The 26,143-nt window shown below is 63.7% G+C and carries 24 protein-coding genes and 1 tRNA gene; 21 read left to right on the top strand and 4 right to left on the bottom strand.

The annotated features are described in order from the left end of the window. Positions 1–162: 162 nt before the first annotated feature. The 17 genes from ACSKT0_RS05535 to ACSKT0_RS05615 all read left to right on the top strand — a co-directional run bounded on the left by ACSKT0_RS05535 (position 163) and on the right by ACSKT0_RS05615 (position 17,345). The gene (locus tag ACSKT0_RS05535; protein WP_437773975.1) at positions 163–852 is read left to right on the top strand and encodes a DedA family protein; all 690 of its coding nucleotides are present in this window, start codon (positions 163–165) and stop codon (positions 850–852) included. 28 nt (positions 853–880) lie between these two features. Then, positions 881–2,035: an adenosine deaminase gene (locus ACSKT0_RS05540; protein WP_437772867.1), complete on the top strand. Its 1,155-nt coding sequence runs from the start codon at positions 881–883 to the stop codon at positions 2,033–2,035. Between the two features lie 199 nt (positions 2,036–2,234). Then, positions 2,235–2,873, top strand: coding sequence for a MazG nucleotide pyrophosphohydrolase domain-containing protein (locus ACSKT0_RS05545; protein WP_437772868.1), 639 nt, complete (start codon positions 2,235–2,237; stop codon positions 2,871–2,873). A 93-nt stretch (positions 2,874–2,966) separates the two neighbouring features. Next, positions 2,967–4,247 (top strand): phosphopyruvate hydratase, encoded by a 1,281-nt coding sequence (gene eno / locus ACSKT0_RS05550; RefSeq protein ID WP_437772869.1) that lies wholly within the window; start codon positions 2,967–2,969, stop codon positions 4,245–4,247. A gap of 157 nt (positions 4,248–4,404) precedes the next feature. Next, positions 4,405–5,142: an FtsB family cell division protein gene (locus ACSKT0_RS05555; RefSeq protein WP_437772870.1), complete on the top strand. Its 738-nt coding sequence runs from the start codon at positions 4,405–4,407 to the stop codon at positions 5,140–5,142. Positions 5,143–5,198: 56 nt separating this feature from the next. Continuing rightward, positions 5,199–5,915 (top strand): DUF501 domain-containing protein, encoded by a 717-nt coding sequence (locus ACSKT0_RS05560; protein ID WP_437772871.1) that lies wholly within the window; start codon positions 5,199–5,201, stop codon positions 5,913–5,915. Then, a complete protein-coding gene (locus ACSKT0_RS05565; protein WP_437772872.1) occupies positions 5,912–6,859 on the top strand; it encodes a Ppx/GppA phosphatase family protein in 948 nt (315 codons plus the stop codon). Before ACSKT0_RS05560 ends, ACSKT0_RS05565 begins: the two co-directional genes overlap by 4 nt. A 16-nt stretch (positions 6,860–6,875) precedes the next feature. After that, entirely contained in the window at positions 6,876–8,273 is a 1,398-nt protein-coding gene (locus ACSKT0_RS05570; protein ID WP_437772873.1) for a S8 family serine peptidase, read from the top strand. A 71-nt stretch (positions 8,274–8,344) separates the two neighbouring features. Then, positions 8,345–9,790, top strand: coding sequence for an NAD(P)/FAD-dependent oxidoreductase (locus ACSKT0_RS05575; RefSeq protein WP_437772874.1), 1,446 nt, complete (start codon positions 8,345–8,347; stop codon positions 9,788–9,790). A gap of 90 nt (positions 9,791–9,880) precedes the next feature. Then, positions 9,881–10,801, top strand: a complete 921-nt coding sequence (locus ACSKT0_RS05580; RefSeq protein ID WP_437772875.1) for an N-acetyltransferase — start codon at positions 9,881–9,883, stop codon at positions 10,799–10,801. 42 nt (positions 10,802–10,843) lie between these two features. Continuing rightward, positions 10,844–10,917: transfer RNA gene (locus ACSKT0_RS05585), tRNA-Leu, on the top strand. Between the two features lie 241 nt (positions 10,918–11,158). Continuing rightward, on the top strand, positions 11,159–12,388 hold the full coding sequence (locus tag ACSKT0_RS05590) for a branched-chain amino acid ABC transporter substrate-binding protein (RefSeq protein ID WP_437772876.1): 1,230 nt from the start codon (positions 11,159–11,161) through the stop codon (positions 12,386–12,388). A gap of 78 nt (positions 12,389–12,466) precedes the next feature. Beyond that, positions 12,467–13,486: a branched-chain amino acid ABC transporter permease gene (locus ACSKT0_RS05595; protein ID WP_234751305.1), complete on the top strand. Its 1,020-nt coding sequence runs from the start codon at positions 12,467–12,469 to the stop codon at positions 13,484–13,486. After that, a complete protein-coding gene (locus ACSKT0_RS05600) occupies positions 13,483–14,685 on the top strand; it encodes a branched-chain amino acid ABC transporter permease (RefSeq protein WP_234751306.1) in 1,203 nt (400 codons plus the stop codon). Before ACSKT0_RS05595 ends, ACSKT0_RS05600 begins: the two co-directional genes overlap by 4 nt. Beyond that, positions 14,678–15,565, top strand: a complete 888-nt coding sequence (locus tag ACSKT0_RS05605; protein WP_437772877.1) for an ABC transporter ATP-binding protein — start codon at positions 14,678–14,680, stop codon at positions 15,563–15,565. Before ACSKT0_RS05600 ends, ACSKT0_RS05605 begins: the two co-directional genes overlap by 8 nt. Further along, entirely contained in the window at positions 15,552–16,265 is a 714-nt protein-coding gene (locus ACSKT0_RS05610; protein ID WP_437772878.1) for an ABC transporter ATP-binding protein, read from the top strand. The genes ACSKT0_RS05605 and ACSKT0_RS05610 overlap by 14 nt, the downstream gene beginning before the upstream one ends. A 132-nt stretch (positions 16,266–16,397) precedes the next feature. Further along, entirely contained in the window at positions 16,398–17,345 is a 948-nt protein-coding gene (locus tag ACSKT0_RS05615) for a Bax inhibitor-1/YccA family membrane protein (RefSeq protein WP_437772879.1), read from the top strand. 74 nt (positions 17,346–17,419) lie between these two features. Here ACSKT0_RS05615 and ACSKT0_RS05620 read toward each other — a convergent pair whose 3' ends face one another. Genes ACSKT0_RS05620 through galT form a run of 3 tightly spaced genes read right to left on the bottom strand, consistent with a single transcriptional unit; the run spans position 17,420 to position 21,011 of the window. Next, positions 17,420–18,658, bottom strand: a complete 1,239-nt coding sequence (locus ACSKT0_RS05620; protein WP_437772880.1) for an acetyl-CoA C-acetyltransferase — start codon at positions 18,656–18,658, stop codon at positions 17,420–17,422. Between the two features lie 53 nt (positions 18,659–18,711). Beyond that, positions 18,712–19,881 carry a galactokinase gene (gene galK, locus ACSKT0_RS05625; RefSeq protein WP_437772881.1) on the bottom strand — a complete coding sequence of 390 codons (1,170 nt, stop codon included), beginning with the start codon at positions 19,879–19,881 and terminating at the stop codon, positions 18,712–18,714. Continuing rightward, entirely contained in the window at positions 19,878–21,011 is a 1,134-nt protein-coding gene (galT, locus tag ACSKT0_RS05630) for a galactose-1-phosphate uridylyltransferase (RefSeq protein WP_437772882.1), read from the bottom strand. The genes galK and galT overlap by 4 nt, the downstream gene beginning before the upstream one ends. Positions 21,012–21,113: 102 nt before the next feature. Between galT and ACSKT0_RS05635 the strand changes: the two genes are divergently transcribed. From ACSKT0_RS05635 to ACSKT0_RS05650, 4 genes are read left to right on the top strand one after another with little or no spacing between them, the layout of a single operon-like run. Continuing rightward, positions 21,114–22,064 (top strand): aldose 1-epimerase family protein, encoded by a 951-nt coding sequence (locus ACSKT0_RS05635; RefSeq protein WP_437772883.1) that lies wholly within the window; start codon positions 21,114–21,116, stop codon positions 22,062–22,064. A 41-nt stretch (positions 22,065–22,105) separates the two neighbouring features. Further along, complete coding sequence (locus ACSKT0_RS05640; RefSeq protein ID WP_437772884.1) at positions 22,106–23,431, top strand: AI-2E family transporter; 1,326 nt, start codon at positions 22,106–22,108, stop codon at positions 23,429–23,431. A 3-nt stretch (positions 23,432–23,434) separates the two neighbouring features. Next, positions 23,435–24,673, top strand: coding sequence for a threonine ammonia-lyase (gene ilvA, locus ACSKT0_RS05645; RefSeq protein ID WP_437772885.1), 1,239 nt, complete (start codon positions 23,435–23,437; stop codon positions 24,671–24,673). A 13-nt stretch (positions 24,674–24,686) separates the two neighbouring features. Further along, entirely contained in the window at positions 24,687–25,310 is a 624-nt protein-coding gene (locus ACSKT0_RS05650; protein ID WP_437772886.1) for a rhomboid family intramembrane serine protease, read from the top strand. 209 nt (positions 25,311–25,519) lie between these two features. Here ACSKT0_RS05650 and greA read toward each other — a convergent pair whose 3' ends face one another. After that, positions 25,520–26,014 carry a transcription elongation factor GreA gene (greA, locus tag ACSKT0_RS05655; RefSeq protein ID WP_437772887.1) on the bottom strand — a complete coding sequence of 165 codons (495 nt, stop codon included), beginning with the start codon at positions 26,012–26,014 and terminating at the stop codon, positions 25,520–25,522. Positions 26,015–26,143 lie beyond the last annotated feature (129 nt).

Here is a 26,143-nt window from a genome sequence, read left to right on the forward strand (position 1 = left end):
GATGCTTCCACTTCGACTTTCGAGCTAGCCTTAAAGTGTGTTCTACCCCGGCCGGGGCGTAGCGAACGACGCCCGGGCCGTGGGACACTGGATAGCGATCTATGTCACGCGACCGTGTGACTTTCCTTGAGGAGCAATGCCTGCGTGGAATTCATGAACCACATGCTCGAGCATGCCGCCGGGCAACCGTGGATCTACCCGGTGCTCCTGGTTTTCTTTTTCATCGACGGCTTTGCCACGATCCTTCCCAGTGAGACCGCGATCGTCGGGCTTTCGGCCCTTGCGATGCACCGGGGTGAGCCCAACCTGTGGCTCCTCGGCGCTACTGCGCTTGTCGGGGCCATGGCCGGCGACAACATGGCCTACATGCTGGGCCGCAAGATCGGCCTGGACCGCTGGAAATGGATGCGCAAGCCGAAGGTCCAAAAGATGTTCGCTTGGGCGCACTATGAGCTGGACAAGCGCGGCGCCGTGCTCATCTTCACGGCCCGATACATACCGTGGGGCCGGGTGGCGGTCAACTACGTCGCCGGACAGACTGGCTTCCGCCACAAGACCTTCTTCTTCCTGGATGCCTTCGCCTGCTTCACTTGGGTAGGTTACTCGATCGGCATTGGATCGCTGGCTGGCCACTGGGTGCACAACAACCCGCTCCTCGGCGTGGGGATTGCCGTGGCATTCGCCGTGGTACTCGGCGTCATCGTGGACCACACCTTGCGTTGGTGGCACAAGCACCTCGAAAAGAAGGACGGCGAGAAGAAGGAAGCCGCTTCCCCGGAAACAGCCGCAGCAGACGCGGGTACCGCGGTTAACGCGGCGTCCGGTGTCGACCGCTCAAACCCTGCTGGCTAAGCTTCTTCCGTCCCCCTAGAGTTGAGACGTGACTGAGCCTATTGTTGATGCCGCCCCTGCCCTTGACTTCGACCTGAAGAGCCTGCCGAAAGTTTCCCTTCACGACCACTTGGACGGGGGACTGCGCCCGGCCACCATCATCGAGCTGGCGGAGGCCGTCGGCCATACCTTGCCTTCCACCGATCCCGTAGCCCTGGGCCAGTGGTTCCGGGAGTCCGCCGACTCCGGTTCTTTGGTCCGCTACCTCGAAACCTTTGATCACACGATTGCTGTCATGCAGACCAAGGAAGGCCTGGCGCGCGTCGCCAAGGAATTCGTCGAGGACTTGGCCGACGACGGCGTCGTGTACGGCGAGATCCGCTGGGCACCCGAACAGCACCTGCAGAAGGGCCTCACCCTGGACGAGGTTGTGGACGCCGTCCAGGAAGGGCTCGACGCCGGAGTGGACGCCGTTGAGGAATCCGGGCGCCAAATCCAGGTCGGCCAGCTCATCACGGCGATGCGCCACGCGGACCGCGGCCAGGAAATTGCCGAGCTCGCCGTGCGCCACCGTTACGACGGAGCTGTCGGCTTCGACATCGCCGGAGCCGAAGACGGTTTCCTGCCTTCCCGATTCAAGGACGCTTTCACCTACCTGGCCGAGCACAACTTCCCGGCTACCGTGCACGCCGGCGAAGCCGCGGGCCTGGAAAGCATCCAGTCCGCCCTTGTGGACGGCCGCGCCTTGCGCTTGGGCCACGGCGTGCGTATCGCCGAGGACATCACCGTTGAGTTCGAAGACGCCGAGGGCGAAGAGGCCGACGACGACGCCGAGGACACCGTCGGCATGGTCACCTTGGGTGAAGTGGCCGGCTGGGTCCGCGACCGCGGAATCGCCCTGGAAATCTGCCCCTCGTCCAACCTGCAGACCGGCGCAATCGCGAACTTCGGCGAAGGCATCGAGAACCACCCGCTGGACATGCTCTACCAGCTGGGCTTCAACGTCACCATCAACACCGACAACCGGCTCATGAGCGGCGTGACGCTCACGGACGAGTTCGAGCTTCTCGTGGAGACCTTCGATTACGATCTGGACGACCTTCTCGAACTGACGCTCAACGCGGCCGAGTCGTCGTTCCTGCCGCTGGATGAAAAAGAGGCGTTGGTGGAGTACATCAACGACGCCTACGCCAACCTTGGCTGAGCAGACTCCTGCAGGCGTCGGTTCTCCTGAACGGCCCGCAGACGTGCTCGTTGGGCCCACGGCAGCAGGGGTCCCCGGCCGAGCTTGCGAGGTTGGGGAGCTGCTTGATGGGCCCACGGCAGCAGGGGTCCCCGGCCGAGCTTGCGAGGTTGGGGAGCTGCTGGGGAAAATTGCCTCTTTGCGCGAGCACTGTCCGTGGATGGGGGCGCTGACCCATGAGTCCCTCGTCGAGTACCTGATCGAGGAAGCGTACGAAGTGGTCGACTCGATCGAAGCCGGCGCGTCCGGTTCCGATACTGCCGACGAACTCCGGGGCGAGCTGGGCGACGTGCTGCTCCAAGTGGTGCTGCACGCCCGGCTCGCCGAGGAGCAAGGACAGTTCACGTTCGACGACGTCGCGCGCGCCATCACGGAGAAGATGGTGCGGCGCAACCCGCACGTCTTCAAGCCGGACGGGTCCTTGCAGGAATCCTTCCCGGCCACCGTGGAGGAGATCGTCGAAAAGTGGGACGCCGTGAAGAAGGCCGAAAAGCCCGGGCGCTCGGATCCATTCGAAGGAATACCGCCTCACCTTCCTGCCCTCGCCCTGGCGCAAAAGTCGCTTGACCGTGCCGAGCGGTCAGAGCGCGCAGGCGGCCCGGAACGGGACGGCCGTCACGTGGCGGCGGTTGAGGTTCCCGACTCCGAAGCTGCGCTCGGAGACTTGCTGCTCGCCGTCGTCGCGGGCTCAAGGGAGAAGGGCTTCGACGCCGAACGGGCCTTGCGCGGCGCCGTCCGCCGGTACCAGGGCCGCGACGGCGAAGCCACAAAACGTGAGGGTTCCGACGCTGTTCCGTAACCTTGGCCGGTCTCGACTAGGCTAGTGGCGACGAGGACGTCGAGAATTTCCCTCAAGATTCCCAGTAAATCGCTTCACCATAAGGAGCAGTCCATGGCGCTTATCGATGCCATCCACGCCCGCGAGATCCTTGATTCCCGCGGAAACCCGACAGTAGAAGTTGAAGTTCTGCTTTCCGATGGCCAGATCGGCCGCGCGGCAGTTCCCTCCGGTGCTTCCACCGGCGAGCACGAAGCCGTTGAACTGCGCGACGGTGACAAGGGCCGTTACCTCGGCAAGGGCGTCCAGAAGGCCGTTGACGCGGTCATCGACGAAATCGCCCCGGCCCTGATCGGCTTCGACGCCACGGACCAGCGCAGCATCGACCAGGCCATGATCGACCTCGACGGCACCCCGAACAAAGGCAAGCTCGGCGCGAACGCCATCCTCGGCGTTTCCCTCGCAGTGGCCAACGCCGCCGCCGCCTCCGCGGACCTTCCCCTGTACAAGTACCTGGGCGGCCCGAACGCCCACGTCCTGCCCGTCCCGCTGATGAACATCCTCAATGGTGGTTCCCACGCCGACTCCGACGTCGACATCCAGGAATTCATGATCGCCCCGATCGGCGCGGAGACCTTCTCCGAAGGCCTGCGCTGGGGCGTTGAGGTCTACCACAACCTCAAGTCGGTCCTGCAGGCCAAGGGCCTCTCCACCGGCCTCGGCGACGAAGGCGGCTTCGCGCCGAACCTGCCGTCCAACCGCGCCGCACTGGACCTGATCCAGGAAGCCATCAGGAACGCCGGCTACACCCCGGGCAAGGACATCGCACTTGCGCTCGACGTCGCCTCCTCCGAGTTCTACAAGGACGGCGCCTACCAGTTCGAAGGCAAGGCACTCTCGGCCACCGAGATGAGCGCCTACTACGCCGAACTCGTTGCCGACTACCCGCTGGTCTCCATCGAGGACCCGCTGGACGAAAACGACTGGGAAGGCTGGAAGACCCTCACCGACACCATCGGTGACAAGGTCCAGCTGGTTGGCGACGACCTCTTCGTCACCAACCCGATCCGCCTGCAGCAGGGCATCGACTCTGCCACGGCAAACTCCCTGCTCGTCAAGGTCAACCAGATCGGTTCCCTGACCGAAACCCTGGACGCCGTTTCCCTGGCCCAGCGCTCCGGTTACACCACCATCACCTCGCACCGCTCCGGCGAAACCGAGGACACCACCATTGCTGACATCGCCGTTGCCACCAACGCGGGCCAGATCAAGACCGGTGCCCCGGCCCGCTCCGAGCGCGTCGCCAAGTACAACCAGCTGCTGCGCATCGAAGAAGAACTCGACGATGCCGCTCGCTACGCCGGCCGCAGCGCTTTCCCGCGTTTCAAGGGCTAGTATCCGCTGAAACAGCTGACCGGTGGCTATGGTGGAAAGACCATAGCCACCGGTTCTGTTTAACGAAATGTGCGAGCACTTCGGCAAACCGCAGGCTCCGTGAGGCACGCAACGCGCAGCAACCCGCCAGGCAAGCACCAGGCATTACAGGAGTGTCATGGCCACCCGCCGCCCCAAGGTCCCCCGGGCAGATGCCCTCGGCCGCTCGCCCCAAAAAAATGCCGACGGTGGCCATGTCATCCGTGCCGACTTCGGTGAATCCCGCAAGGCAAGCGCTGCCCAGCGAGAGAACCCGGTTAACGCCGGGTCCAGGACGTCGTCCAATGTCAAAGACGAAGACGGCACGCAAAGCAAGGCCCAGTCCGGATCCAAGGCTGGTTCTGCGGCGAAGCCGGGACGTCCGCTTCCGGGCAGAACGGGAAGCACCCCGGTTGTCGGCAAGGCATCCAACAAAACGTTCGGTGCCGGCTCCACGCACACCGACAAGGACCACAGCGCGCGCCCTGTGCCCGCGAAGGCGTTCTCCGGCCGGATGCTTGCCCTCGCTGTGGTGATGATCGCGATCACCATCATGCTCGCGCCCACAGTCAAGATCTGGTTGGAGAAAAAGGCGGAAATCTCCAGCTTGGAAGCCGATATTGTCAGCAAACAGGCCGAGCAGGCGAGCCTCCAGAAGCAGATCACGCGGTGGCAGGACCCCAACTATGTGAAACAACAAGCCCGGGATCGCATTAACATGGTTATGCCGGGTGAAGCAGGCTACTGGGTGTTTGGTGGAGACGTTCCCGCCGGGACACCGGGCGGAAGCACCAGCTCGGGAGCCTCCGGAAGCCCGTCCAATCTGCCATGGGTGGATGGCCTGTGGGAATCCATCAGGCGCTCGGCAACAGACTAGACGCGGTGCCCGCCGCCGTCGCGCCCTGAGGGGCGCGGCCAAACAGGGCAGGAAGGATGGCAGCGCCAGTGGAAGACAACTCGGCACCTGCATCGCAGGAGGCCCGCAAGCCATCAGCACACGATCTCGAGATCCTCAGCCGTCAGCTCGGACGGCCGGTGCGCGACGTCGTCGAAATCCCGGCGCGCTGCGTGTGCGGCAACCCGCTGGTCGCCGCGACCGCTCCGCGCTTGAGCAACGGCACGCCGTTTCCCACGACGTTCTACTTGACGCACCCCGTCATCACCGCCGCCGTGTCGCGGCTGGAAGCCGGCGGGCTCATGAATGAGATGAACGAACGCCTCACCGCTGACGAGCCTTTGGCGGCGTCCTACAGGAGCGCCCACGAAGCCTATCTCCAGGCACGTGACGAGATTGCCGGACGCGCCGGCACCGGCGACGTTCCAGAAATCGCCGGCGTCTCGGCCGGTGGCATGCCCACCCGCGTCAAGTGCCTGCACGTGCTGGTGGGCCATTCCCTGGCCGCCGGTCCCGGCGTCAATCCGCTTGGCGATGAGGCCATCGGGGCGATCAGCGAATGGTGGACCGCGGACCGCTGCTATTGCGACGGCGCGTGGGACAGTGCGGGGGAGGCCCCATCCCGGGACCTCAGCCGCCACGGACCGCAGGGCCTGCCGGACATCGTGGGCCGTCCCGCCCCGGTCCGCAAATCCAAGTCCCCCCACCCATCAGAGCCATCAGGGGAACCAGCCGCAGGGGAGCCCAACGTATGAACCGGGTAGCTGCCATCGACTGCGGTACCAATTCGATCCGGCTCCTGATCGCGGATGCGAACGGCGCGGACGCAGGCTTTCCGTTACGGGACGTAGTCCGCGAGATGCGCGTTGTGCGCCTCGGACAAGGTGTCGACGCCACCGGCGAACTTGCCCCGGAGGCGCTCGAACGCACCTTTGCGGCAACCGCCGACTACGCCGAGCTGATCCGCCGTCATAGCGCCGGGAGCGTCCGTTTCGTGGCGACCTCTGCCAGCCGGGACGCCCGTAACCGGGACGTCTTTGTTGACGGGATCCGGGAACTGCTGGGCGTCGAACCCGAGGTCATCTCGGGTGACGAAGAAGCCTCGCTGTCCTTCGCCGGCGCAAGCAGTGTGCTGCCTTCGCGCGGCAAGGACCCGGTGCTTGTAGTGGATCTTGGCGGCGGAAGCACCGAGTTCGTCCTCGGAGACGCAGACGGCGTCATTGCCGCCAAATCCGTCGACATCGGCTGCGTGCGGCTGACCGAGCGGCACCTCCGCAGCGACCCTCCGACGCCGGAGCAGATCTCCGCCGCGGAAGCCGACGTCGACGCAGCCATGGACCTCGTGGCCCGCACGGTCCCGCTGGGCCGGACCACCGCCGTCGTGGGCGTTGCCGGCACCGTAACCACCATCACGGCGCATGCTTTGGGCCTGGGCGAGTACGATCCCGCACTCATCCACGGTGCCAGCCTGGACCTGGTGACCATCAGCGACGCGGCCACAAGTTTGTTGGAAATGAGCCGCGAGGAACGTGCCCGGCTGCCCTACATGCACCCCGGACGCGTTGACGTCATCGGGGCCGGAGCCCTCGTATGGCGCCGCATCCTCCAGCGCTTGGCAGAACTCGGAGAGGGCTCCATCACTGCTGCCATCTCCAGCGAGCACGACATCCTCGACGGTATCGCGCTGAGTATCCGTTGAGCATGGGTATTCGCTGATGACGTTGCCACACAGTTGGCGCCGCCGGACATCATCGGCCGCGCTGGCCGCGATGCTGGCCGGGGGAAGCCTTGCAGGTGCGCTATTCACTGCCCCTTCGGCGTTCGCCGACTCTTGGCGGGACAAAGAATACTGGCTCAACGAGTACGGCATCTCCGCCGCCTGGCAGGTATCGAAGGGCGCCGGGGTGAAGGTGGCCATCATCGACAGCGGAGTGGACGGGCAACACCCCGACCTCAAGGGCGCGGTGGTCGGCGGAACCGACGCTTCGGGTGCGGGAGATCCGAACGGCCAGAAGAGCATCGGCGCCAAACCCGAGCACGGGACCCTCGTCGCCACGCTCCTCGCAGGGCGTGGACACGCTTCGGCCAGTCCATCGACCGCTCCCTCGTCTCCGTCGCCGGCGTCGTCTCCTTCGTCCGGTTCCAGTGTCGGCCCGGACGGAATCGTCGGCGTCGCGCCCGAGGCCCAGATCCTGTCCGTTTCCGCTTGGCTCGGTTCGCCGAATCCCGCGGGGAAGACGGACCAGGAACAGATTCCCGAAGCTGTCCGATGGGCAGTGGACAACGGCGCCAAGGTCATCAATATTTCCCTCGGCAGCACATCGCCCGATTGGCCCCAGAGCTGGGACGCGGCGTTCCTCTATGCCGAACAGAAGGACGTGGTCATTGTGGCCGCGGCGGGCAACCGGATCGGTGGAAACGTCCAGGTCGGCGCGCCGGCCACGATTCCGGGTGTACTGACCGTGGCGGGACTCGACCGGAACCGCACGGCCAGCGTCGACGCCTCTTCGCAGGGAATCAGCATCGGCGTCTCGGCGCCCGCGGAAAAACTGGTGGGCGGACTGCCTGGGGGTAGCTATGAAGACTGGGCCGGCACGTCCGGCTCCGCGCCGATTGTCTCCGGAGTCGCGGCTCTTATTCGCTCGAAATGGCCGGATATGAGCGCCAAGCAGGTCATCAACAGAATTGTGTCGACGGCCGAGGATGCAGGGGCGCCCGGCAAGGACCCCATCTACGGGTACGGCATCCTCAACGCCGAGGCGGCCCTGAAAGCCGATGTACCCGAGGTAGCGAGCAATCCGGTGGGATCGATTGCGGACTGGATCCGGGTGCATCGGCGCGGCGACCTCAGCAGCCCCACACCTCCGTCAACATCGAAGCCGGGCATACCTGCGGCCACCTTGGCGGATCCCACAGTTCCTGCGGCGAAGGCGCCCTCGCAGGCCGACACGGCGGTTCCGGCCGCTGTGGTCATCGGCTTCGGTTCGCTTTTCGTGGCGATCGTTGCGGGCGCCTCCGTCCAATTGAGGCGCGCCTACCGGACCACACCGGAACTGCCCGACGAGTCCGCGACCGGCGCGGTGGACGTCGTGGATCCGAGCGGCCCGAAATAGCCCCCGGCGGTAGGGTGTAGCTCCGCGAAATAGTTAGTGAAGATTTTCACAAGGTGCTGTACTCTATTCTTATGGCAACCACCCCTGAGCTCATTGACCGTCCCCGTGTTCTCGTTGTCGGCGGCGGATACGTCGGCCTGTACGTAGCACTCAAGCTGCAGAAGAAGATCGCGAACGCCGGCGGCATCGTCACCGTCGTCGATCCGCTTCCCTACATGACCTACCAGCCCTTCCTCCCCGAGGTTGCCGGCGGCAACATCGAGGCACGCCACGCCGTCATCTCGCACCGCCAGCACCTCAAGCAGACGGAACTCATCCAGGGCCGCGTCACCAGCATCGACCACCAGAACCGCACCGCCGTTGTTGCTCCGGCCGACGGTGGAGAGCCTTTCGAGATCCCCTACTTCGACGTAGTGGTTGCCGCCGGTGCCATTACCCGGACCTTCCCCATCAAGGGCCTTGCTGACGAAGGCATTGGCCTGAAGACCATCGAAGAAGCAGTCGCCCTGCGAAACAAGGTCCTTGAGCGCATCGAGCTCGCTTCCACCATGACGGACGCTGCCGAGCGCGCCAAGGCCCTGACCTTCGTGGTCGTCGGTGGCGGTTTCGCCGGTATTGAGTGCATCACCGAGATGGAAGACCTCGCCCGCGCTGCGGTCAAGAACAACTCGCGCGTCCGCCAGGAAGAGGTCCGCTTCGTTCTCGTCGAAGCCATGGGCCGCATCATGCCCGAGGTCACCGCAGCCCAGGCCGAGTGGGTTGTTGAACACCTGCGCAGCCGCGGCATCGAGGTCCTGCTCAACACGTCCCTCGACAACGCAGAGGGCAGCCTCAAGCTCATCAACCTGCCGGACAAGACCCCTGCCCAGGAGTTCGAAGCCGACACCCTCGTGTGGACCGCAGGCGTGCAGGCCAACCCGATGATCCGTTCCACCGACTTCCCGCTCGAGCCGCGCGGGCGTGTCCGTGTCCTCCCGGACCTGCGCATTGCGGGCGACGAAGGCATCATCGACAACGCCTGGGCAGCCGGCGATATCGCTGCCGTTCCCGATCTCACGGGCAGCGGCTTGCCGGACGGCACCTGTGTCCCGAACGCCCAGCACGCCCTGCGCCAGGCCAAGCGCCTTGCCAAGAACCTGTGGGCCTCCCGTTGGGACAAGCCCATGGGCGACTACAAGCACAAGAACCTCGGTGCGGTTGCCGGCTTCGGCGAATGGAAGGGCGTTGCCAACATCAACATCCTGGGCCGTATCGGACTCAAGGGCGGACTCGCCTGGCTGGCCCACCGCGGCTACCACGGCCTGGCCATCCCCACCGGTGAGCGCAAGGTCCGCGTGATCTTCAACTGGCTCCTGGGCATGACCATGGGCCGCGACACCACGCAGCTGCTGGACCTCGACAACCCGCGCGGAGCCTTCGTGGCCGCTGCCACCCCGGCTCCCAAGCCGGCCGCCGCACCCGCGCCGGCTGCCGAGCCTGCTGAAGCCAAGGCTCCGGTCACGGCTGACGCCAAGTAGCGAATCCCAAGTAGTACCGACGACGGCGGCCGTCTCCCACGCGGGAGGCGGCCGCCGTCGTCGTTTAATAGCGGGTCCTAGACTTGCAGCATGGCTGGCGAAAGCGATCTGACGACTCTCCTGAGATCCATGCACCCCGTGCTTCGAGACGGTGACTACGTGTACGCGTTGTGGCCGCACGGCAAACCGCTTGAGGGCCATATCGAAGCCGCTGTCCGCGAGGCGGAGGGCCTTACCGTGGTGGTGCGGCGGGAGGAGGCCGGGCGCTTGGGACTGGCCTACGATTTCGTGGCGGCGTGGATCACCCTTCAGATCCACTCCGCGTTGGAAGCTGTGGGGCTCACCGCGGCGGTCAGCGCGGCCCTCACTGCAGCCGGTATCAGCTGCAACGTCCTGGCCGGATTCCATCACGACCACCTGTTGGTTCCATCTGCCGAACGCGGGCACGCCATGGAAGTGCTTGGACTGCTGGGCCAGGGTGTGGTGCTGCGATCGGAGAGGGAGGTGGATCGCGAGTCCGTGCTTGCGCTCACTGCTGCCGCCTTTTCCACCAGCCCGGTCACCGGGCTGCCCGTCGAAGGAGTCCCGGCCGAAGTGACGCTGCTGCGTGAACTCTTCGACTGCGATGAGTACTTGCCGCAGTTCAGCATCGTGGCCGAGATTGCCGGTGAGATCGTAGGCCACGTCATCAGTACCCGCGGCTGGATCGGGGAGCTCCGGCTTTTGGGGCTGGGCCCGATCAGCGTCCAGCCACACCTGCAGCGTCGGGGCATCGGATCTGCGCTCTTGCGGGAAACCGTCCGACGGGCCGACGATGCGGGCGAACCGGGCATCGCGCTGCTGGGCAGCACCGGGTACTATCCGCGCTTCGGATTTCTACCCGCCCGCACGCTGGGCGTGATGGCCCCCGACGCCGGGTGGGGGGACCATTTCCAGCTGTTGCCCCTCAAAGCATGGCCCGACGGCGTCAGCGGAACCTTTCGTTATGCCGCGCCATTCCAAGGACTCTAGGAGGCAAAGGAGGGGAGTGCGCTGGGTTACCATTATCCGGGCGCCCCAGTAGCCCAATTGGCAGAGGCAGCGGACTTAAAATCCGCGTGTTGTGGGTTCGAGTCCCACCTGGGGCACGCACGCGAAATGCGAACCGTGCCGCCCCCCGTGTTGCGCCAGGCTGTGCCGTGACGGGAAATTAACCCCGTGTTCATGCGAAGGGCCGTCCGGGCGTGGCAGTGATCCACCGTTATTAGATCCTGACCTGCATATATGTGTTCCACGACACATATTTGGTAGTACTCTCATGGAACATGTTCGAAGTGAAAGTGACTTCGGGCGAATGACCACGAATCAGACGCACCGCGGAGGCTATTTATGTACAGGAAGAAAGTCATTTCGGCGATTGCAGCAGCAGCCACCCTTGGCATGCTCGTGGCGGGCTGTGCGAATCAGACTGCCCCTAGCGGCACCGAGACCTCGGGTGGCGGCGGCAGGATCAACATCCCTGCGATTTCCAAAGTCGACGTTCCTGCCGGAGCTGTTTTGCCAGCAGGCGATGGCAAAGCAAAATGCCCGTCAACCACTACCCTTGCCTATGCCGGTGCAGAGACAGGACCCAACGCCCAGCTGGGTATCAACATCTTCAACGGCATCCAGCTGGCCATCAACCAGCACAACACCGCGAACCCCGGCTGCCAGGTCCAGTTCAAGAAATTCGATACTGAAGGCGACCCGAACAAGGCCACGGGCCCCGTGACGCAGATTGTGTCCGAGCCGGACATCGTCGGCGTGGTGGGTCTGCCGTTCTCGGGAGAATCCAAAGCCACCGGCAACATCTTCGAGCAGAAGGGTTTGGTGCACATCACGCCCTCCGCAACCAACCCGAGCCTGACGAAGAACGGCTGGACCACCTTCTTCCGTGCCCTCGGCAATGACGCCGTCCAGGGTCCGGCTGCGGCGAAGTTCCTCACGGACAAGCTGCAGGCAAAGAAGGTCTACCTCGTCCAGGACGATTCTGACTACGGCATCGGTTTGGGAACCACAACGTCCGCGGCCCTTGGCTCCGCGATGGTGGGCTCCGACAAGGTTGTCACAGGCCAGAAGGACTTCTCGGCCGTGATTTCCAAGATCATGAACGCCAAGGCAGACACCGTCTACTACGCCGGATACTACGCAGAAGGCGCTCCCTTCGACCAGCAGCTGGTTGGAAAGGGATTCACAGGCTCCTTCGTGGGTCCGGATGGCGTGAAGGATGACCAGTTCATCAAGCAGGCCGGCGACGCGTCGTCGAACTCGTACTTCACCTGCCCGTGCATCCCCGGCGAGTTGATCCCGAGCTTCGAGTCCGAGTACAAGAAGCTTGCCAACGCTGAGCCCGGAACCTACTCCATTGAAGGTTACGACGCAGCCACGGTCCTGCTCTCCGGTATCGACAAGGGCAAGCAGTCCCGCGCGGACCTTCTTTCCTGGGTCAAGTCCTACGATGCAGACGGCCTGTCGAAGCACTACAAGTGGGATGCAACCGGCGAACTGGCAACGCCTGATGTTTACGGCTACAAAGTTGAGAACGGCAAGATCGTTCCCATCGGCGTCATCGGAAAATAACACCGAGCCCAGATGAATGCTGGGGGTTAGCATCCATGCCGACCCCCAGCATTTCTTTTGATTACATCAGGAAGTGCCATGATCAGTGAAGTAATTCCCAACCTGCTCCACTCGGTTCCCGTGGACGACACGTGGATCACGTTCGACGTAAACTCGTTTACCCAAAACTTCTGGAGCTCAACCTTTGACGGGTTGACCTTCGGGGCAATTTACGCATTGGTTGCCCTCGGCTACACCCTCGTCTACGGCGTTCTCAACCTCATTAACTTTGCCCACTCTGAAGTGTTCATCACGGGTTGTTATGGAGTGTTCTTTACCCTCAGCGCCCTTAATTTCGGCCCCTCAGCTCCGAGGCTGGGTTTTTGGGCCATCGTGGGAAACCTTGTCCTCGCCCTCGTCGTCGCAATTATCGCCTCAGCGTTGATGGCAGTGATCGTGGAACGCGTGGCTTATAAACCTTTGCGGCAGCGCAAGGCGCCCCGCCTGGCATTCTTGATTACCGCCATCGGTGTTTCCTTCGCCATTCAGTACACGATCTACTGGTGGCGCGGACCGAGCCCGGAGGCTGCGCTGACGATGTTCCGGCCGCTCGCAATTTTCGACGTCTTCGGGACAATCGTCGATTCGCAGCAGGTGGTTATTGTCGTCGCTGCGATTATCCTCATGATCGCCACTGATCAGTTCATTAGGCGGTCCCGTACCGGACGAGGCATCCGTGCCGTGGCGCAGGACCCGGACACCGCAACCTTGATGGGTGTCAACAAGGAAAAGATCATCGTGACCACCTTTATCATCGGCGGGATCCTGGCCGGAGCAGCTGCCTTGTTCTACGTCATGAAAATCCCGTCCGGCGTGCAATACAACGGCGGATTCATCCTCGGCGTCAAAGCCTTCGCGGCCGCTGTCCTCGGAGGCATCGGCAATGTGCGCGGTGCTTTGCTGGGCGGCCTGCTGATCGGTTTGATTGGCAACTACGGCCAGGTGCTCCTGGGTAGTTCCCAATGGACGGACGTTGTCGCGTTCGTGGTCTTGGTGTTGGTATTGATTGTGCGACCCGAAGGTGTCTTGGGTAGCTCGCTTGGAAAGAGTAAGGCATGAGCACGACAGACGGCCCCACGCTTATTCCCGATGATGCTTCAGCACAGGAGATCGCCGACCGCGAAGCCAAGATGCGGCAGCGCAAAGGCTGGTTCCCGGGACTGAGCGACAAATGGAACGCTCTCCCGCGCCAAACCCAATGGCTGATCCTGATCGTCGTGGTGGTCATTGCGTACTTGCTTCCCATCCTCAATCCGCCGCTGATCACGACGGAACCGGGCAACAATTGGCAAATTGCACTCGCGCAAATGTCCGTCTATGCCTTGGTGGCTGTGGGCTTGAATGTGGTGGTCGGCTATGCGGGCCTCCTTGACTTGGGCTACGTGGCATTCTTTGCCCTGGGTTCCTACACGGCAGCAATGTTTACCAGCCCGGATTCGCCGTATGTGCACATTCCCTATTTGTGGACGCTGCCCCTGGCGATGGCGGTTGCCATGTTCTTTGGCGTGGTCCTGGGTGTGCCTACTCTTCGCCTCCGCGGCGACTACCTGGCTATCGTCACGCTCGGCTTCGGCGAGATCGTGCGCATTTTGGCCACCATCATTCCGGCGATGAAAGGCCAGGTTGGTTTCCAGAATGTCGGACACCCTCCGGGAACGGATTCAAGCGGCCAACCAATCTTCCTGAACTCGAGCGGAACTCCGTGGTACTGGTTGACGCTGACCATCATCATTTTGGTGCTCTTGGCCGCCGGAAACCTGGAGCGCAGCCGCGTGGGACGCGCGTGGATTGCCATCCGTGAAGATGAAGATGCCGCGGAAATCATGGGCGTCCCCACGTTCAAGTACAAGGTGTGGGCCTTCGCGATTGGTGCTTCCGTGGGCGGACTCTCGGGTGCTTTGTTCGCCGGCCAGGTGGGTTTTGTGAACAACCAGAAGTTCGACATCGCCACCTCAATCCTGTTCGTCGCTGCTGTTGTCATGGGCGGCACGGGAAACAAGGTCGGTGCGATTCTTGGTGGTGCGTTGGTGGCATATATTCCGCTCCGCTTTACCGCGATTGCCGAGTTCAAGTACCTGATCTTTGGTGCGGCGCTGGTGGTCATCATGATTTTCCGCCCCGGGGGACTTCTGCCGGCACGCCAGAGCCTCCTCGCGTACGGACGCTTGGCTTACAACAAGCTCAAGGGCGCCGTAGGCGACATCCCTCCTTCAGGCAAAGTCGTTTTGGAACCGGGAAAGGGGGCTGACAATGAGTGAAGCAATTGAACCGGATATTGATGTGGAAGCACTCAAGGAACAAGGTGTGGACCTTGAGGTCGCCGGGAAGGTAGCGCCTGAAAGGGACATTGTCACCAAGGTGGGCGAAGCCTTGGTCCAGGTTCAAAACCTGACGATCAAGTTCGGTGGCCTGACGGCCTTGGACAATGTCACTTTCGATATCAACCGAGGCGAGATCCTCGGCCTGATCGGTCCCAACGGTGCCGGCAAAACCACCTGTTTCAACGCCATGACAGGCGTATACAAGCCGACGTCCGGAAAGGTCTTGCTCGAAGGCCAATTGCTCAACGGACTGCCGCAGCACCGGATCACCAGGCGGGGCTTGGCCAGGACCTTCCAGAACATCCGCCTTTTTGGTGAGATGACAGCTTTGGAAAACGTGGTTGTCGGTCTCGATGCACGCCACCGCACGAGTGTCGGCGGGGCACTCCTTCGTCTGCCGACCCATGTCCGGGAAGAGAAAACCGCCATTGAACGCGGCATGGCATTGCTTGAGTTCGTGGGCATCGCTGATCATGCCCATTTCTTGTCGCGGCACCTTCCTTACGGATACCAGCGCCGCCTGGAAATCGCGCGGGCGCTGGCCACCGACCCTAAGGTCCTGTGCCTGGATGAGCCTGCGGCCGGGTTCAATCCCGCGGAAAAAGAAGAACTCATGGCCCTGATCCGGACCATCCGTGACGACGGCTACACCGTCCTGCTCATTGAGCACGACATGAAGTTGGTCATGGGCGTGACCGACCGGATCGTGGTCCTCGAGTTCGGGAAAAAGATCGCGGATGATTTGCCCAAGATTATCCGCGACGACCCGAAAGTTATTTCCGCCTATCTCGGGGAGCCTGAAGATGACCTTGCTTGAGCTGAAGAACGTTTCCGTCCACTACGGCCGGATCCAAGCCATTTCGGACATGTCATTCAGCGTGGAGGAGGGCGAAATCGTTTCGCTCATCGGTGCCAACGGTGCCGGCAAAACCACCACCATGAGGACCATCTCCGGATTGCTGACTCCCTCGGCCGGCTCCATCACCTTCGAAGGCCGGGACATCACCAGGATGAAAGCGCACATCCGGGTCGTCCAAGGTATTTCGCAGGCGCCTGAGGGACGCGGAATCTTCCCTGGCATGACGGTGGAGGAGAACCTTGACATGGGCTCCTACGGCCGCAAGGACCGGACCAAGGTGTCAGACGATTTGGAGCGCGTCTTCGACCTGTTTCCCCGGTTGAAGGAGCGCATCAAGCAGTTTGGCGGCACCATGAGCGGTGGCGAACAACAGATGCTCGCGATTGGCCGGGCGCTGATGTCCAACCCGAAGCTCTTGCTGCTGGATGAACCTTCCATGGGGCTTGCTCCGCAGTTCATCCGCCAGATCTTCAAGATTGTCACGGAGATCAACAAGCAAGGCACCACGGTGCTTCTGGTGGAGCAAAACGCCAACCAGGCCCTCGCCCGCGCACACCGTGCTTTTGTCCTGGAAACCGGGTCAATTACGCACAGGGGAACCGGCAAGGAGCTGCTCGCCAACCCGGCGGTCAAGGAAGCGTACCTCGGCGTCGGATAACCGCATGTGCCGGCACCCTCACAACAAGGAGGGTGCCGGCATCAGCCCTGGTGGAACTTTCGGTGCGGACCAAGCGTGGGAATTGGTAGCGTGAACTATCACTTCGCACCCACGGCAAGAAGGACACCCACCATGGCACTCGGCGGCAACCCGATCTTCAACGGAAAGAATTTCCGTGGAGCCACACAGGCTCCGCCTGTTCCCAGCTATTCCCACGGCCAGAACCACTATGGCCAGAACCAGTACGGCCAGAACCAGTACGGCCAGAACCAGTACGGCCAGAACCAATACGGCCAGAACCAGTACGGCCAGCCCGCCTGGACGGCACAGCCGCAGATGACCAGCGATCAGCTGCAGCAGATGTACAACCAGCCCGCAGCCGGTCCGGCCGAGACCGGCCGTATGACTTTCGACGACGTCATCGTCAAGACTGCGGCCTGCCTTGCGGTGCTGTTGCTTGGGGCAGCCGTCACATTGTTCGTGGCTCCCGGCACGGCAAGTCTCCTCATGATTGTCGGAGCGCTGGGCGGCTTCGCCCTGGGCATGGTCAACTCCTTCAAGAAGCAGCCGTCCCCGGCGCTGATCCTGAGCTACGCCGGACTTGAGGGCTTGTTCCTCGGTGGCCTGACCCGCCTCCTGGATGGCATGTTCCCGGGAGTCGGCCTGCAGGCAGTCATTGGTACCCTCGCGGTGTTCGGCGTCACGTTGGCTCTCTTCAAGAGCGGCAAGGTGCGCGCCACCCCCAAGGCAATTCGCTTCTTCATGATCGCGACGCTCGGCTACCTCGTCTTCGCAGTCATCAACATGGTCCTGGTGTGGACCGGCGCCGTCCAGTCGCCGTTCGGCCTGAGCAGCAGCGTGCACATCTTCGGCATCCCGCTGGGCGTTTTCATCGGCGTCCTGGCGATCGGCCTGGCCGCGTTCTCCCTGGTCATGGACTTCACGAGCATCGAACAGGGTGTCCGGCAGGGCGCTCCCGAGAAATACTCCTGGACAGCCGCTTTCGGCCTGACCGTCACGCTCGTGTGGCTCTACGTGGAGATCATCCGCCTGCTGGCGATCCTGCGCGGCGACGACTAACCTCCCGGGACTTGTTGAGCGTGGTGCCCCTGAAGATCCGTCTTCAGGGGCACTACGTGTCTTTCCGAAGCGGCTTACGACAGCCGCTCGAAGACCACCGCCATGCCTTGCCCGCCACCGACGCACAGCGTCGCCAGTCCCAAGGTGCCATCCCGTTCGCGGAGGCCATTGAGCAAGGTGGTGGTCATGCGGGCGCCTGTCATGCCAAAGGGATGGCCAAGGGCGATGGCGCCGCCATGGACGTTGAGCTTCTCCGGATCGATGCCCAGTTCGCGGGCGCTCGCCACCACCTGGACAGCGAAGGCTTCGTTGAGCTCCACGAGGTCAATGTCTGCCATGCTCAGCCCCGCCAAGGCCAGCGCCCGGCGGGACGATTCCACGGGTCCCATGCCCATGAGCTCCGGGGAAAGGGCACTGACGCCGGTCGAGACGATGCGTGCCAGCGGTTCGAGGCCAAGCTCCCGGGCCCTGACATCGCTCATGACCACCACAGCGGCGGCGCCATCGTTGAGCGGGCATGCGTTGCCAGCAGTTACGGTCCCTTCCTTGCGGAAGACCGGTTCCAAGGCGCTGACCGCTTCAAGGGTGACGCCGGCGCGGGGTGAATCGTCGCGCTCGACGACGGTGCCGTCCCTGCGGGTGTACGGCGTGATCTCCCGGGCATAGAAGCCCGAGGCAATGGCCGCCTCAGCGCGGTTCTGGCTCTGGACCGCCCACAGATCCTGCTCCGCCCGGCTTATTCCGTGGCTCGTGGCGACATTCTCAGCGGTCTGTCCCATCGCGATGTAGACGTCCGGCATCCGTCCACCCATGCGGGGATCCGTCCACGGCGTGTTGGACGCGGCCCGGGCGGCCGTGCGGGCGCGCGCGGCTTCAAACAGGGGGTTATGAAGGCTGGTGTCCGTTTCCCCGGCACCGACCCAGTTCTGGTAACGGGACACCGTTTCTACCCCCGCTGAGACGAAGGCATGGCCTTCCCCGGAGCTGATCGCATGGAAGGCCATCCGGAGGGTCTGCAGGCTCGAGGCGCAGAAGCGGTTGATCGTGGCCGCGGGGACCGTGTCCAGGCCGGCCAGGACGGTCACCACCCGGGCCATGTTCGAACCCGCCTCGCCGCTCGGCTCGGCGCAGCCAAGGTAGAGGTCATCGAGGCCGCGGCCGTCCAGTGCTCCTGGATCAAAGGCCGGAATCTTCGCGAGCGCGGCAGCCACCATCGCCGCTGCGAGGTCGTCAGGACGTTCGTCCTTGAGGGACCCTTTGAAGGCCCGTCCAATCGGGCTTCTGGCAGTGGAAACGATGACAGCCTCAGTCATGCCCCCAGCTTACGCCGGGGCCCGCTCGCCGAAAGGCGGCGGATGCACCGACGTCAGGCGAGGCGTGTGGCCCCGGCGGCCGGAGTCACGGTGAAGATGTCCGGGGTCGTGAAACCTGCCGCCGCGAACGCGCGTACGACGGCGTCGCGCACCTCCTGCTCGTGGCCCACCGGGGTGAGGGCGATGGCTGAGCCGCCGAAACCGCCTCCGGTCATCCGGGCACCGATAGCGCCGTGGGCGCGGGAGGTTTCCACCGCCAGGTCCAGCTCCGGGCACGAGATCTCGAAGTCATCGCGCATGGACGCATGGCTCGCATCCAGGAGCCTGCCGATGTGGGCGGGGCCCTCCGTGGTGAGGCGTTCCACGGTCTGCAGCACGCGGTCGTTCTCCGTGACGATGTGCCGCACCCGCCGGAAGGTGGTGCTGTCCAGGAGGCCACTGGCTTCCTCCAGGTCGCCGATGCCGACGTCGCGGAGCGCCGGGACGCCCAGGACTTGGGCCCCGAGCTCGCAGGAGGCCCGACGGGAGGCGTAGCCGCCGTCCGCATGCGAATGGGAGACCTTGGTATCGATGACCAGCAGCACGAGCCCGGCTTCCTCAGCGTCGAAGGGGACCAGTTGGACGCTCTGGTCGCGGCAGTCCAGGAAGACCGCATGGCCCTTTGACCCGCGAAGCGACGCCGACTGGTCCATGATTCCGGTGGGCGCGCCCACGAAGTCGTTTTCGGCCCTCTGCGTTGCGAGGACCATGTCTTCGGCGCCCAGTCCCGCGCCGGTCAGCTCGTTGAGGGCCGAGATGACGGCGCATTCGATGGCGTGCGACGAGGACAGTCCCGCGCCAAGGGGGACATCCGAATCCATGAGGAGGTCGAAGCCCGGGACAAGGATGCCGCGCTGTTGCAAGGCCCAGGCCACGCCGAGCGGATACTTCGTCCAGCCCTTGGCTGCTTCCGGGACCAACATGTCGACGTCGGCTTCGACCAGGCCTTGCCCGCCGAAAGTGGACAGCAGCCGGACTCGTGAATCATGGCGGATCCGGACTGCAACCTTCGCGGTCTTGTCGATGGCGAAAGGCAACACGAAACCCTCGTTGTAATCGGTGTGTTCGCCGATGAGGTTCACTCGTCCCGGTGCTTGCCACACGCCGTCGGGGGCTGAACCGAAAGTCGACTCGAAAAGCCCGGACAGGGCACTCACGGCCGGGGCGTCGGGAGTGGAGGTCATGCTGGGGCCCCTTCCGGGATGGCGCGCTGCGAATCGCTGGCGACGGCGCGCAGCCGTTCTGCCACGGATTCGGGCGTGGTGTCGTTGATGAAGGCTCCCATGGCGGCCTCGGAACCGGCAAGGTACTTGAGCTTGTCGGCGGCACGGCGTGGGGAGGTGAGTTGCAGGTGCAGGTGGCCCGACGGTCTCAAGGCAGCATCGAGGGGTGCCTGGTGCCATGCGGAAATGTACGGCGTGGGAGTCGGATACAGGGCATCCATGCGCTTGAGCAACTCAAGGTAGACGTGGGCCAATTCGTCGCGTTCTTCGCCGCTCAAGGCGGCGAGGTCTGGAACTTGCCGATGCGGGACGAGGTGCACCTCCAGCGGCCAGCGGGCGGCGAACGGCACGTAAGCGCTGAAGTGCTCGCCTTCGAGCACCATGCGGCTCCCGTCCCGCCGTTCGGCCTTGAGGATCGAGGACGTCAGCGATTCCCGGCCCTTGGAGTTGTCGAAGTGCCGGCTGGCAGCGGCGCCAAGGCTTGCCGCCCGCGGCGTGACGTAGGGGTAGGCATAGATCTGTCCGTGAGGGTGGTGGAGCGTTACCCCGATGTCCGCGCCCCGGTTTTCGAACGGAAAAACCTGCTGGATTCCAGGGAGCGCGCTGAGTGCCTCGGTCCTGTGCGCCCAGGCCTCAATAACAGTGCGGGCCCTGGTTTCGCCAAGCTCGGCAAAGGATCCGGTGTGGCTGGGGGTGAACGAGACAACTTCGCATCGGCCGTAGGCGGGGCCTGCCGTTCCCCATGCAGGGGTGCCTGGAATCGTGCCGACCGCCGGGCCCAGTGAGGGGAAGCGGTTCTCGAAAACCACGACGTCGTAGTCCGGCGCGGGAATTTCCGAAGGGTTCGCGGGAGTGGTGGGGCAGATCGGACATTGGTCCGCGGGCGGAAGATGGGTGCGGCTTTGGCGATGTGCCGCGACGGCGACCCATTCGCCGCTCAGCGCGTCGTAGCGAAGCTCGCCCGGATCAGCTCGCGGCGGCAGCTCACGGTGATCCGTCAGCGAGCCGGGATCGCGCTCCGGCGAGCCGGCGTCGTCGAAATAGATCAGCTCCCGGCCATCGGCGAGGCGTGTGCTGGTAAGGCGAGTCATGGATTCATGGTGCCACAGAGTGCTCAAAAAGGCAAAATATCTAACAAAAAAGAACATTAAGGGTGGGGTCAAGCAAGGCGCGGCATGCAGTACGGTGGTGCCATGCCTCCCACTACACCGATTTCCGCGCCGGGCGAAGAGACCGTATCCCGCCGCTTCGCCAGCGGACGCCAATTCGAGATCCGCCGCGGTGACGCGCTCGCCGTCGTGACTGAGCTCGCCGCGGGCTTGCGGTTGTTCAGCCGCGACGGCGTCCAACTCACCGAGAGCTACGGGGACGGGCAACTACCGCCTGGCGCTACCGGAATTACCCTGGCTCCGTGGGCCAACCGAATCGAAGACGGGATCTGGTACCTCGACGGAAAGAAGCAGCAACTGGACATCACGGAGGTGTCCCGCAACAACGCGAGCCACGGGCTCCTGCGCAACTCCTCCTACGCCCTCGTGGCAGAGGACGAATTCTCCGTGACCCTCGAAGCCGTGATCTTCCCGCAGCATGGCTACCCCTTCCTTGCCCGGCACCGGGTCCGCTACGAGATCGACCCCGGGCTCGCACTGCGGGTCTCCCAGAGTTTCATCAATGATTCGGCGGCACCCGCGCCCTTCGTACTCGGGGCACACCCGTATTTGCGCGTCGGGGACGTTCCGCCGGAAGAGATGGTCCTGACTGTCCACGCCGGCACACGGCTCGTGGCCGACGAGCGGCTGATCCCGCGTAGTTCGGTGCCTGTCGAGGGCGATTTTGATTTTGGCGGCGGCCGGAGCGTGGGCGGCCTGGATGTCGATGTGGCATTCACGGATCTGGAGTTCGACGGCGGCATCGCCCGCCAAACGCTGTCGGCGCCGGATGGTCGGAGCGTCTCCTTGGAGCAGGACGAAAACTGCGCCTACGTCCATGTCTTCGTCACGGATACCTTTCCTGGCCGCTCGAAAGCCGTTGCGATCGAGCCCATGACCGGTCCCGCCAACGCCTTCAACTCGGGGGAGGGGCTCCGGTGGCTTGAACCAGGCGGGACCTTCACCATGAGGTGGGGAATTTTGGGCACGCTCTAGATGGGTTTCCCATCCGGCACTCCCTGCGGAATTATGGGGGAATGACGCCAGCACAGGACGCCACGCCATCAAGTGACCCCGTTTCGGCCGCGCCCAGGCCGGTGTCAGAGCATCACATTGCGCAGGACATCCCGTATGGAGTGCGGATCGCTGCCGCCTGGGCCTGGCGGGTGGGCCTCATCTTGGTGGTAGTTGGAGCCCTTATTTGGCTGTTGGGGAAGGTTAGCTTCCTGATCATCCCGCTCATGGTCGCCTCCCTTCTTGCCGGCTTGCTCTACCCGGTCACGCGGTGGCTCAGAAAGTTCAAGATCCCGCGTGGAGCGGCCGTCGCTATCACGGTGGTGGGGTTCCTCGGGATCCTTGCGGGAGCACTGGCGTTGGTCGGCCGGCAGCTCGCAGTGGGATTCGGCGAGCTTTGGCAGGAAGCGCTTACGGGCATCCAGCAAATCCAGGCGTGGCTGGCCGACGGGCCGCTGCATCTGACCGCAGACCAGATCGACACCTACATCCAGAGCGCCACCTCGGCCCTGCAGAACAACAGCAGCAGCATCCTCAGCGGCGCCCTGTCGTTCGGCAGCACGGCCGGGCATTTTGCGGCGGGCATGGTCCTGGCCCTCTTCATCCTGATCTTCTTCCTTCTGGAGGGATCGAGGATCTGGCGGTTCATCGTCGGGCTCCTGCCCAGGACTGCACGCGCCGCCGCCGACGGCGCCGGCCGGCGCGGTTGGTCGTCCATGGTCAGCTACGTGCGCATCCAGATGTTTGTGGCGTTCGTGGACGCTGTGGGGATCGGCGTCGGCGCAGCGATTATCCAGGTTCCGCTCGCCCTGCCGCTGGGTGTCCTTGTGTTCATTGGTTCATTTATCCCGGTGGTCGGTGCCCTCGTGACGGGAGCCATCGCCGTGCTCCTGGCTTTGGTGGCCAATGGTCCCGTTAACGCGCTCATCATGTTGGCCATCGTGCTGTTCGTGCAACAGCTCGAAAGCCATATCCTCCAGCCGCTCATCATGGGCAAGGCAGTATCGTTGCACCCTGTCGCAGTGATCTTGTCCGTCGCAGCCGGTTCCTACCTGGCCGGAATTCCGGGAGCGCTCTTCGCCGTTCCGCTCCTCGCCGTAGCAAATACGGCGGTTCGCTATATTGCCGCGCGGACGTGGGAACATGATGAAGGACTGATGACGGCGTACGCCGGCGCAGGGATTGCACCACCGGACTCCGATGAGGAACCCACCATCAAGGAAATCCACCGTCCCGGCGCCGACGCGGGCGCACGGTCCAACAGCGGCGAAGGCGCCGCAGGTCAGCACGCGGCTGCGGAACGGACATTCCCCAAGGATGCCGCAGAGCACACCAACAAAGGAGACTAACCCGTGAATACCCTCGATACCCTGCCCGTCACCCTGGACGATGTCCTTAAGGCGCGGGAGCTGCTCGAGGGCATTATTACCAAGACCCCTATCGAGTCCTCACGGGCCCTGGGAGCCATGGTAGGCGGAGAGGTCTTCTTCAAGTGCGAGAACCTCCAGCGGGCAGGTTCCTTCAAGGTCCGTGGTGCGTACGTGCGCATGGCGCGCCTGTCTCCCGAGGAAAAGAAGCGCGGCGTGGTCGCGGCTTCGGCAGGCAACCACGCACAAGGCGTTGCAGTGGCGGCGAAAAGCCTGGGGATCAAGGCACGCATCTACATGCCGCTCGGTGTAGCGCTTCCGAAGCTTGCTGCTACCCGCAGCCACGGCGCTGAAGTTGTCCTGCACGGACATAACGTCGATGAGGCCCTGGCCGAGGCGCAGCGTTACGCGGATGAAACAGGCGCCGTCTTCGTCCACCCCTTCGACAACGTCGACGTCGTGGCGGGCCAAGGAACCGTCGGGCTCGAAATACTGGATCAGGTCCCCAACGTCGACACCATCCTCATGGGAGTTGGCGGCGGCGGCCTGCTCGCCGGCGTCGCAGTGGCCGTCAAAGCGAGGGCAAAAGAGCTGGGACGCGAGATCCGGATCATCGGCGTGCAGGCTGAGAATGCGGCTGCCTACCCGCCGTCGCTCGCCGCTGATGCCTTGGTGCCGCTCAAGAAGGTTTCGACCATGGCGGACGGCATCGCCGTCGGTCGCCCTGGCCAGCTGCCGTTCAGCATCATCCGCGAACTCGTAGACGACGTCGTGACCGTGAGCGAAGACTCCTTGGCCCGTGCGCTCATCTTCCTGCTGGAGCGCGCCAAGATGGTGGTCGAGCCGGCCGGTGCTGTCGGCGTCGCCGCCCTCATGGACGGCAAGATCGAAAACCCGGGGACCACCGCCGTCATCCTGTCCGGCGGCAACATCGACCCCATGCTGATGCTCAAGGTGATCCAGCGCGGCCTCTCAGCGGCCGGACGCTACATGACCGTGCGCATGATGCTCGACGACCGGCCGGGTTCCTTGGCCACCATCGCCCGCATCATCGCCGAAAACGATGCCAATGTGACCGGCTTGGACCACACCCGCGTGGGCGGCGCGATCAGCATGGGCGACGTCTCCATCACCGTCAACCTGGAAACCAAAGGCCACGAGCACAGTGAGCAGGTCCTCGCAGCCCTTCGCGCCGAGGGCTTCCACCCGATCGTGGTCCACTGACGGGCTGCTGGCCATGGCGCTTTACGACAACAGGGACAGGCGGGTACCGGCGAAGGATTCACTGGCCATCCGTGCCAGGGGCGGATTGCTGTTCATGGGTGGCTTCGTTGTGCTGTTGGCTGTGATCGAACTGGTCAACACCTTGATGTTTCACAGCCTCAACGCCATCTTCGGGCTGCGGCCGCGGAGCGCGGACGGGGTTTTCGACATCCTGACGTTCCCCTTGCTCCATGCCAATTTCGGCCACCTTCTGTCCAATGCGCTGCCGTTGGTCATCTTCGGATTCCTGGTGTTCCTGTCCGGTCTCCGGGTGTTCCTGACGGCTCTCGCGTTTAGCTGGCTAGGCTCAGGCCTTACGGTGTGGCTCATCGGCGGGGGAGGCGTGACAGTGGGCGCTTCGGGCCTGGTCTTCGGACTGTTCGCTTTCCTGTTGGTGCGCGGGTTCTTCAACCGCAGCTGGTGGCAAATCCTGCTGTCCGTGGTGCTCTTCCTGGCGTATGGCAGCATCTTGTTCGGCGTGCTGCCCACCGTGATGGGTTTCGTTTCCTGGCAAGCGCATCTTGGCGGGGCCGTCGGGGGAGTGGTGGCTGCAGTGCTGCTGCGCCCGCGTCCCCGCACCGTGGCCCAGCCCAACTGACGCCGCACCGTGGCCCAGCCCAACTAGCTCGCAGTTGTTGTCGTTTTGGGCGCCCAAAACGACAACAAATGCGAGTCAGTTGGGGGAACAAAGCAAAACGCCGGCCCGCCCCGCGAAGGGGTGGGCCGGCGAAACGACAACACCGCGTGGGCCCACGCCGCCAGGGTTCCCTGGCCGAGCTTGCGAGGCGAGGGTGGCGGTGGGGACTATCAGCCGGCGAACGGCTTGGCGGAAACAATCTCCACCGGAATTTCCTTGCCGTTGGGGGCGACGTAGCTGATTTTGTCGCCTTCCTTGTGGCCCATGATCGCCACTCCGAGCGGGGACTTCTCACTGAAGACGTTGAGATCGGAATCGCCGGCGATTTCACGGGATCCGAGCAGGAAGGTCTCTTCGTCACCGGCGATGCGGGCAACCACGACCATGCCCTGCTCGACGATTCCGTCGTCGGCCGGAGCTTCGCCCACCTGGGCGTCGCGCAGGAGCGCGGTCAGCTGGCGGATGCGGGCTTCGATCTTGCCCTGCTCTTCCTTCGCGGCGTGGTAACCGCCGTTTTCCTTGAGGTCGCCTTCCTGGCGGGCGGCTTCGATCTTCTGTACGATCTCCGCACGGCCGGGGCCGGAAAGGTGGTCCAGCTCTGCCTTCAGGCGGTCAAATGCGTCCTGGGTAAGCCAAGCTGCAGGCGCGCTGTTGGTGGTCGACACGGACTTCTCCTTATGGATCTGACAAGCAAAGACCCCGCCGGTGCAGGCCACTCGTGGAACTCAGCAACCAACTCAGCGGGGTTAAGGTATTGATCCAGTGTAGTCAATCCTGTGGACAAACCCAAGCTC

Source organism: Arthrobacter sp. KNU40, from assembly GCF_051515115.1.
Taxonomy (GTDB): Bacteria; Actinomycetota; Actinomycetes; order Actinomycetales; family Micrococcaceae; genus Arthrobacter.

Excerpts from the sequence above, each read along its gene's own strand:
- ACSKT0_RS05595 (WP_234751305.1), top strand. The coding sequence starts at position 12,467 with ATGATCAGTGAAGTAATTCCCAACCTGCTCCACTCGGTTCCCGTGGAC.
- ACSKT0_RS05635 (WP_437772883.1), top strand. The coding sequence starts at position 21,114 with ATGCCTCCCACTACACCGATTTCCGCGCCGGGCGAAGAGACCGTATCC.
- galT (WP_437772882.1), bottom strand. The coding sequence starts at position 21,011 with ATGACTCGCCTTACCAGCACACGCCTCGCCGATGGCCGGGAGCTGATC.
- ACSKT0_RS05640 (WP_437772884.1), top strand. The coding sequence starts at position 22,106 with ATGACGCCAGCACAGGACGCCACGCCATCAAGTGACCCCGTTTCGGCC.
- ACSKT0_RS05620 (WP_437772880.1), bottom strand. The coding sequence starts at position 18,658 with ATGACTGAGGCTGTCATCGTTTCCACTGCCAGAAGCCCGATTGGACGG.
- ACSKT0_RS05545 (WP_437772868.1), top strand. The coding sequence starts at position 2,235 with ATGGGGGCGCTGACCCATGAGTCCCTCGTCGAGTACCTGATCGAGGAA.
- ACSKT0_RS05650 (WP_437772886.1), top strand. The coding sequence starts at position 24,687 with ATGGCGCTTTACGACAACAGGGACAGGCGGGTACCGGCGAAGGATTCA.
- ACSKT0_RS05600 (WP_234751306.1), top strand. The coding sequence starts at position 13,483 with ATGAGCACGACAGACGGCCCCACGCTTATTCCCGATGATGCTTCAGCA.
- ACSKT0_RS05615 (WP_437772879.1), top strand. The coding sequence starts at position 16,398 with ATGGCACTCGGCGGCAACCCGATCTTCAACGGAAAGAATTTCCGTGGA.
- ACSKT0_RS05610 (WP_437772878.1), top strand. The coding sequence starts at position 15,552 with ATGACCTTGCTTGAGCTGAAGAACGTTTCCGTCCACTACGGCCGGATC.
- ACSKT0_RS05555 (WP_437772870.1), top strand. The coding sequence starts at position 4,405 with ATGGCCACCCGCCGCCCCAAGGTCCCCCGGGCAGATGCCCTCGGCCGC.
- ACSKT0_RS05590 (WP_437772876.1), top strand. The coding sequence starts at position 11,159 with ATGTACAGGAAGAAAGTCATTTCGGCGATTGCAGCAGCAGCCACCCTT.
- eno (WP_437772869.1), top strand. The coding sequence starts at position 2,967 with ATGGCGCTTATCGATGCCATCCACGCCCGCGAGATCCTTGATTCCCGC.
- ACSKT0_RS05605 (WP_437772877.1), top strand. The coding sequence starts at position 14,678 with ATGAGTGAAGCAATTGAACCGGATATTGATGTGGAAGCACTCAAGGAA.
- ACSKT0_RS05575 (WP_437772874.1), top strand. The coding sequence starts at position 8,345 with ATGGCAACCACCCCTGAGCTCATTGACCGTCCCCGTGTTCTCGTTGTC.
- ACSKT0_RS05535 (WP_437773975.1), top strand. The coding sequence starts at position 163 with ATGCTCGAGCATGCCGCCGGGCAACCGTGGATCTACCCGGTGCTCCTG.
- galK (WP_437772881.1), bottom strand. The coding sequence starts at position 19,881 with ATGACCTCCACTCCCGACGCCCCGGCCGTGAGTGCCCTGTCCGGGCTT.
- ACSKT0_RS05580 (WP_437772875.1), top strand. The coding sequence starts at position 9,881 with ATGGCTGGCGAAAGCGATCTGACGACTCTCCTGAGATCCATGCACCCC.
- ACSKT0_RS05570 (WP_437772873.1), top strand. The coding sequence starts at position 6,876 with ATGACGTTGCCACACAGTTGGCGCCGCCGGACATCATCGGCCGCGCTG.
- ACSKT0_RS05560 (WP_437772871.1), top strand. The coding sequence starts at position 5,199 with ATGGCAGCGCCAGTGGAAGACAACTCGGCACCTGCATCGCAGGAGGCC.
- ACSKT0_RS05565 (WP_437772872.1), top strand. The coding sequence starts at position 5,912 with ATGAACCGGGTAGCTGCCATCGACTGCGGTACCAATTCGATCCGGCTC.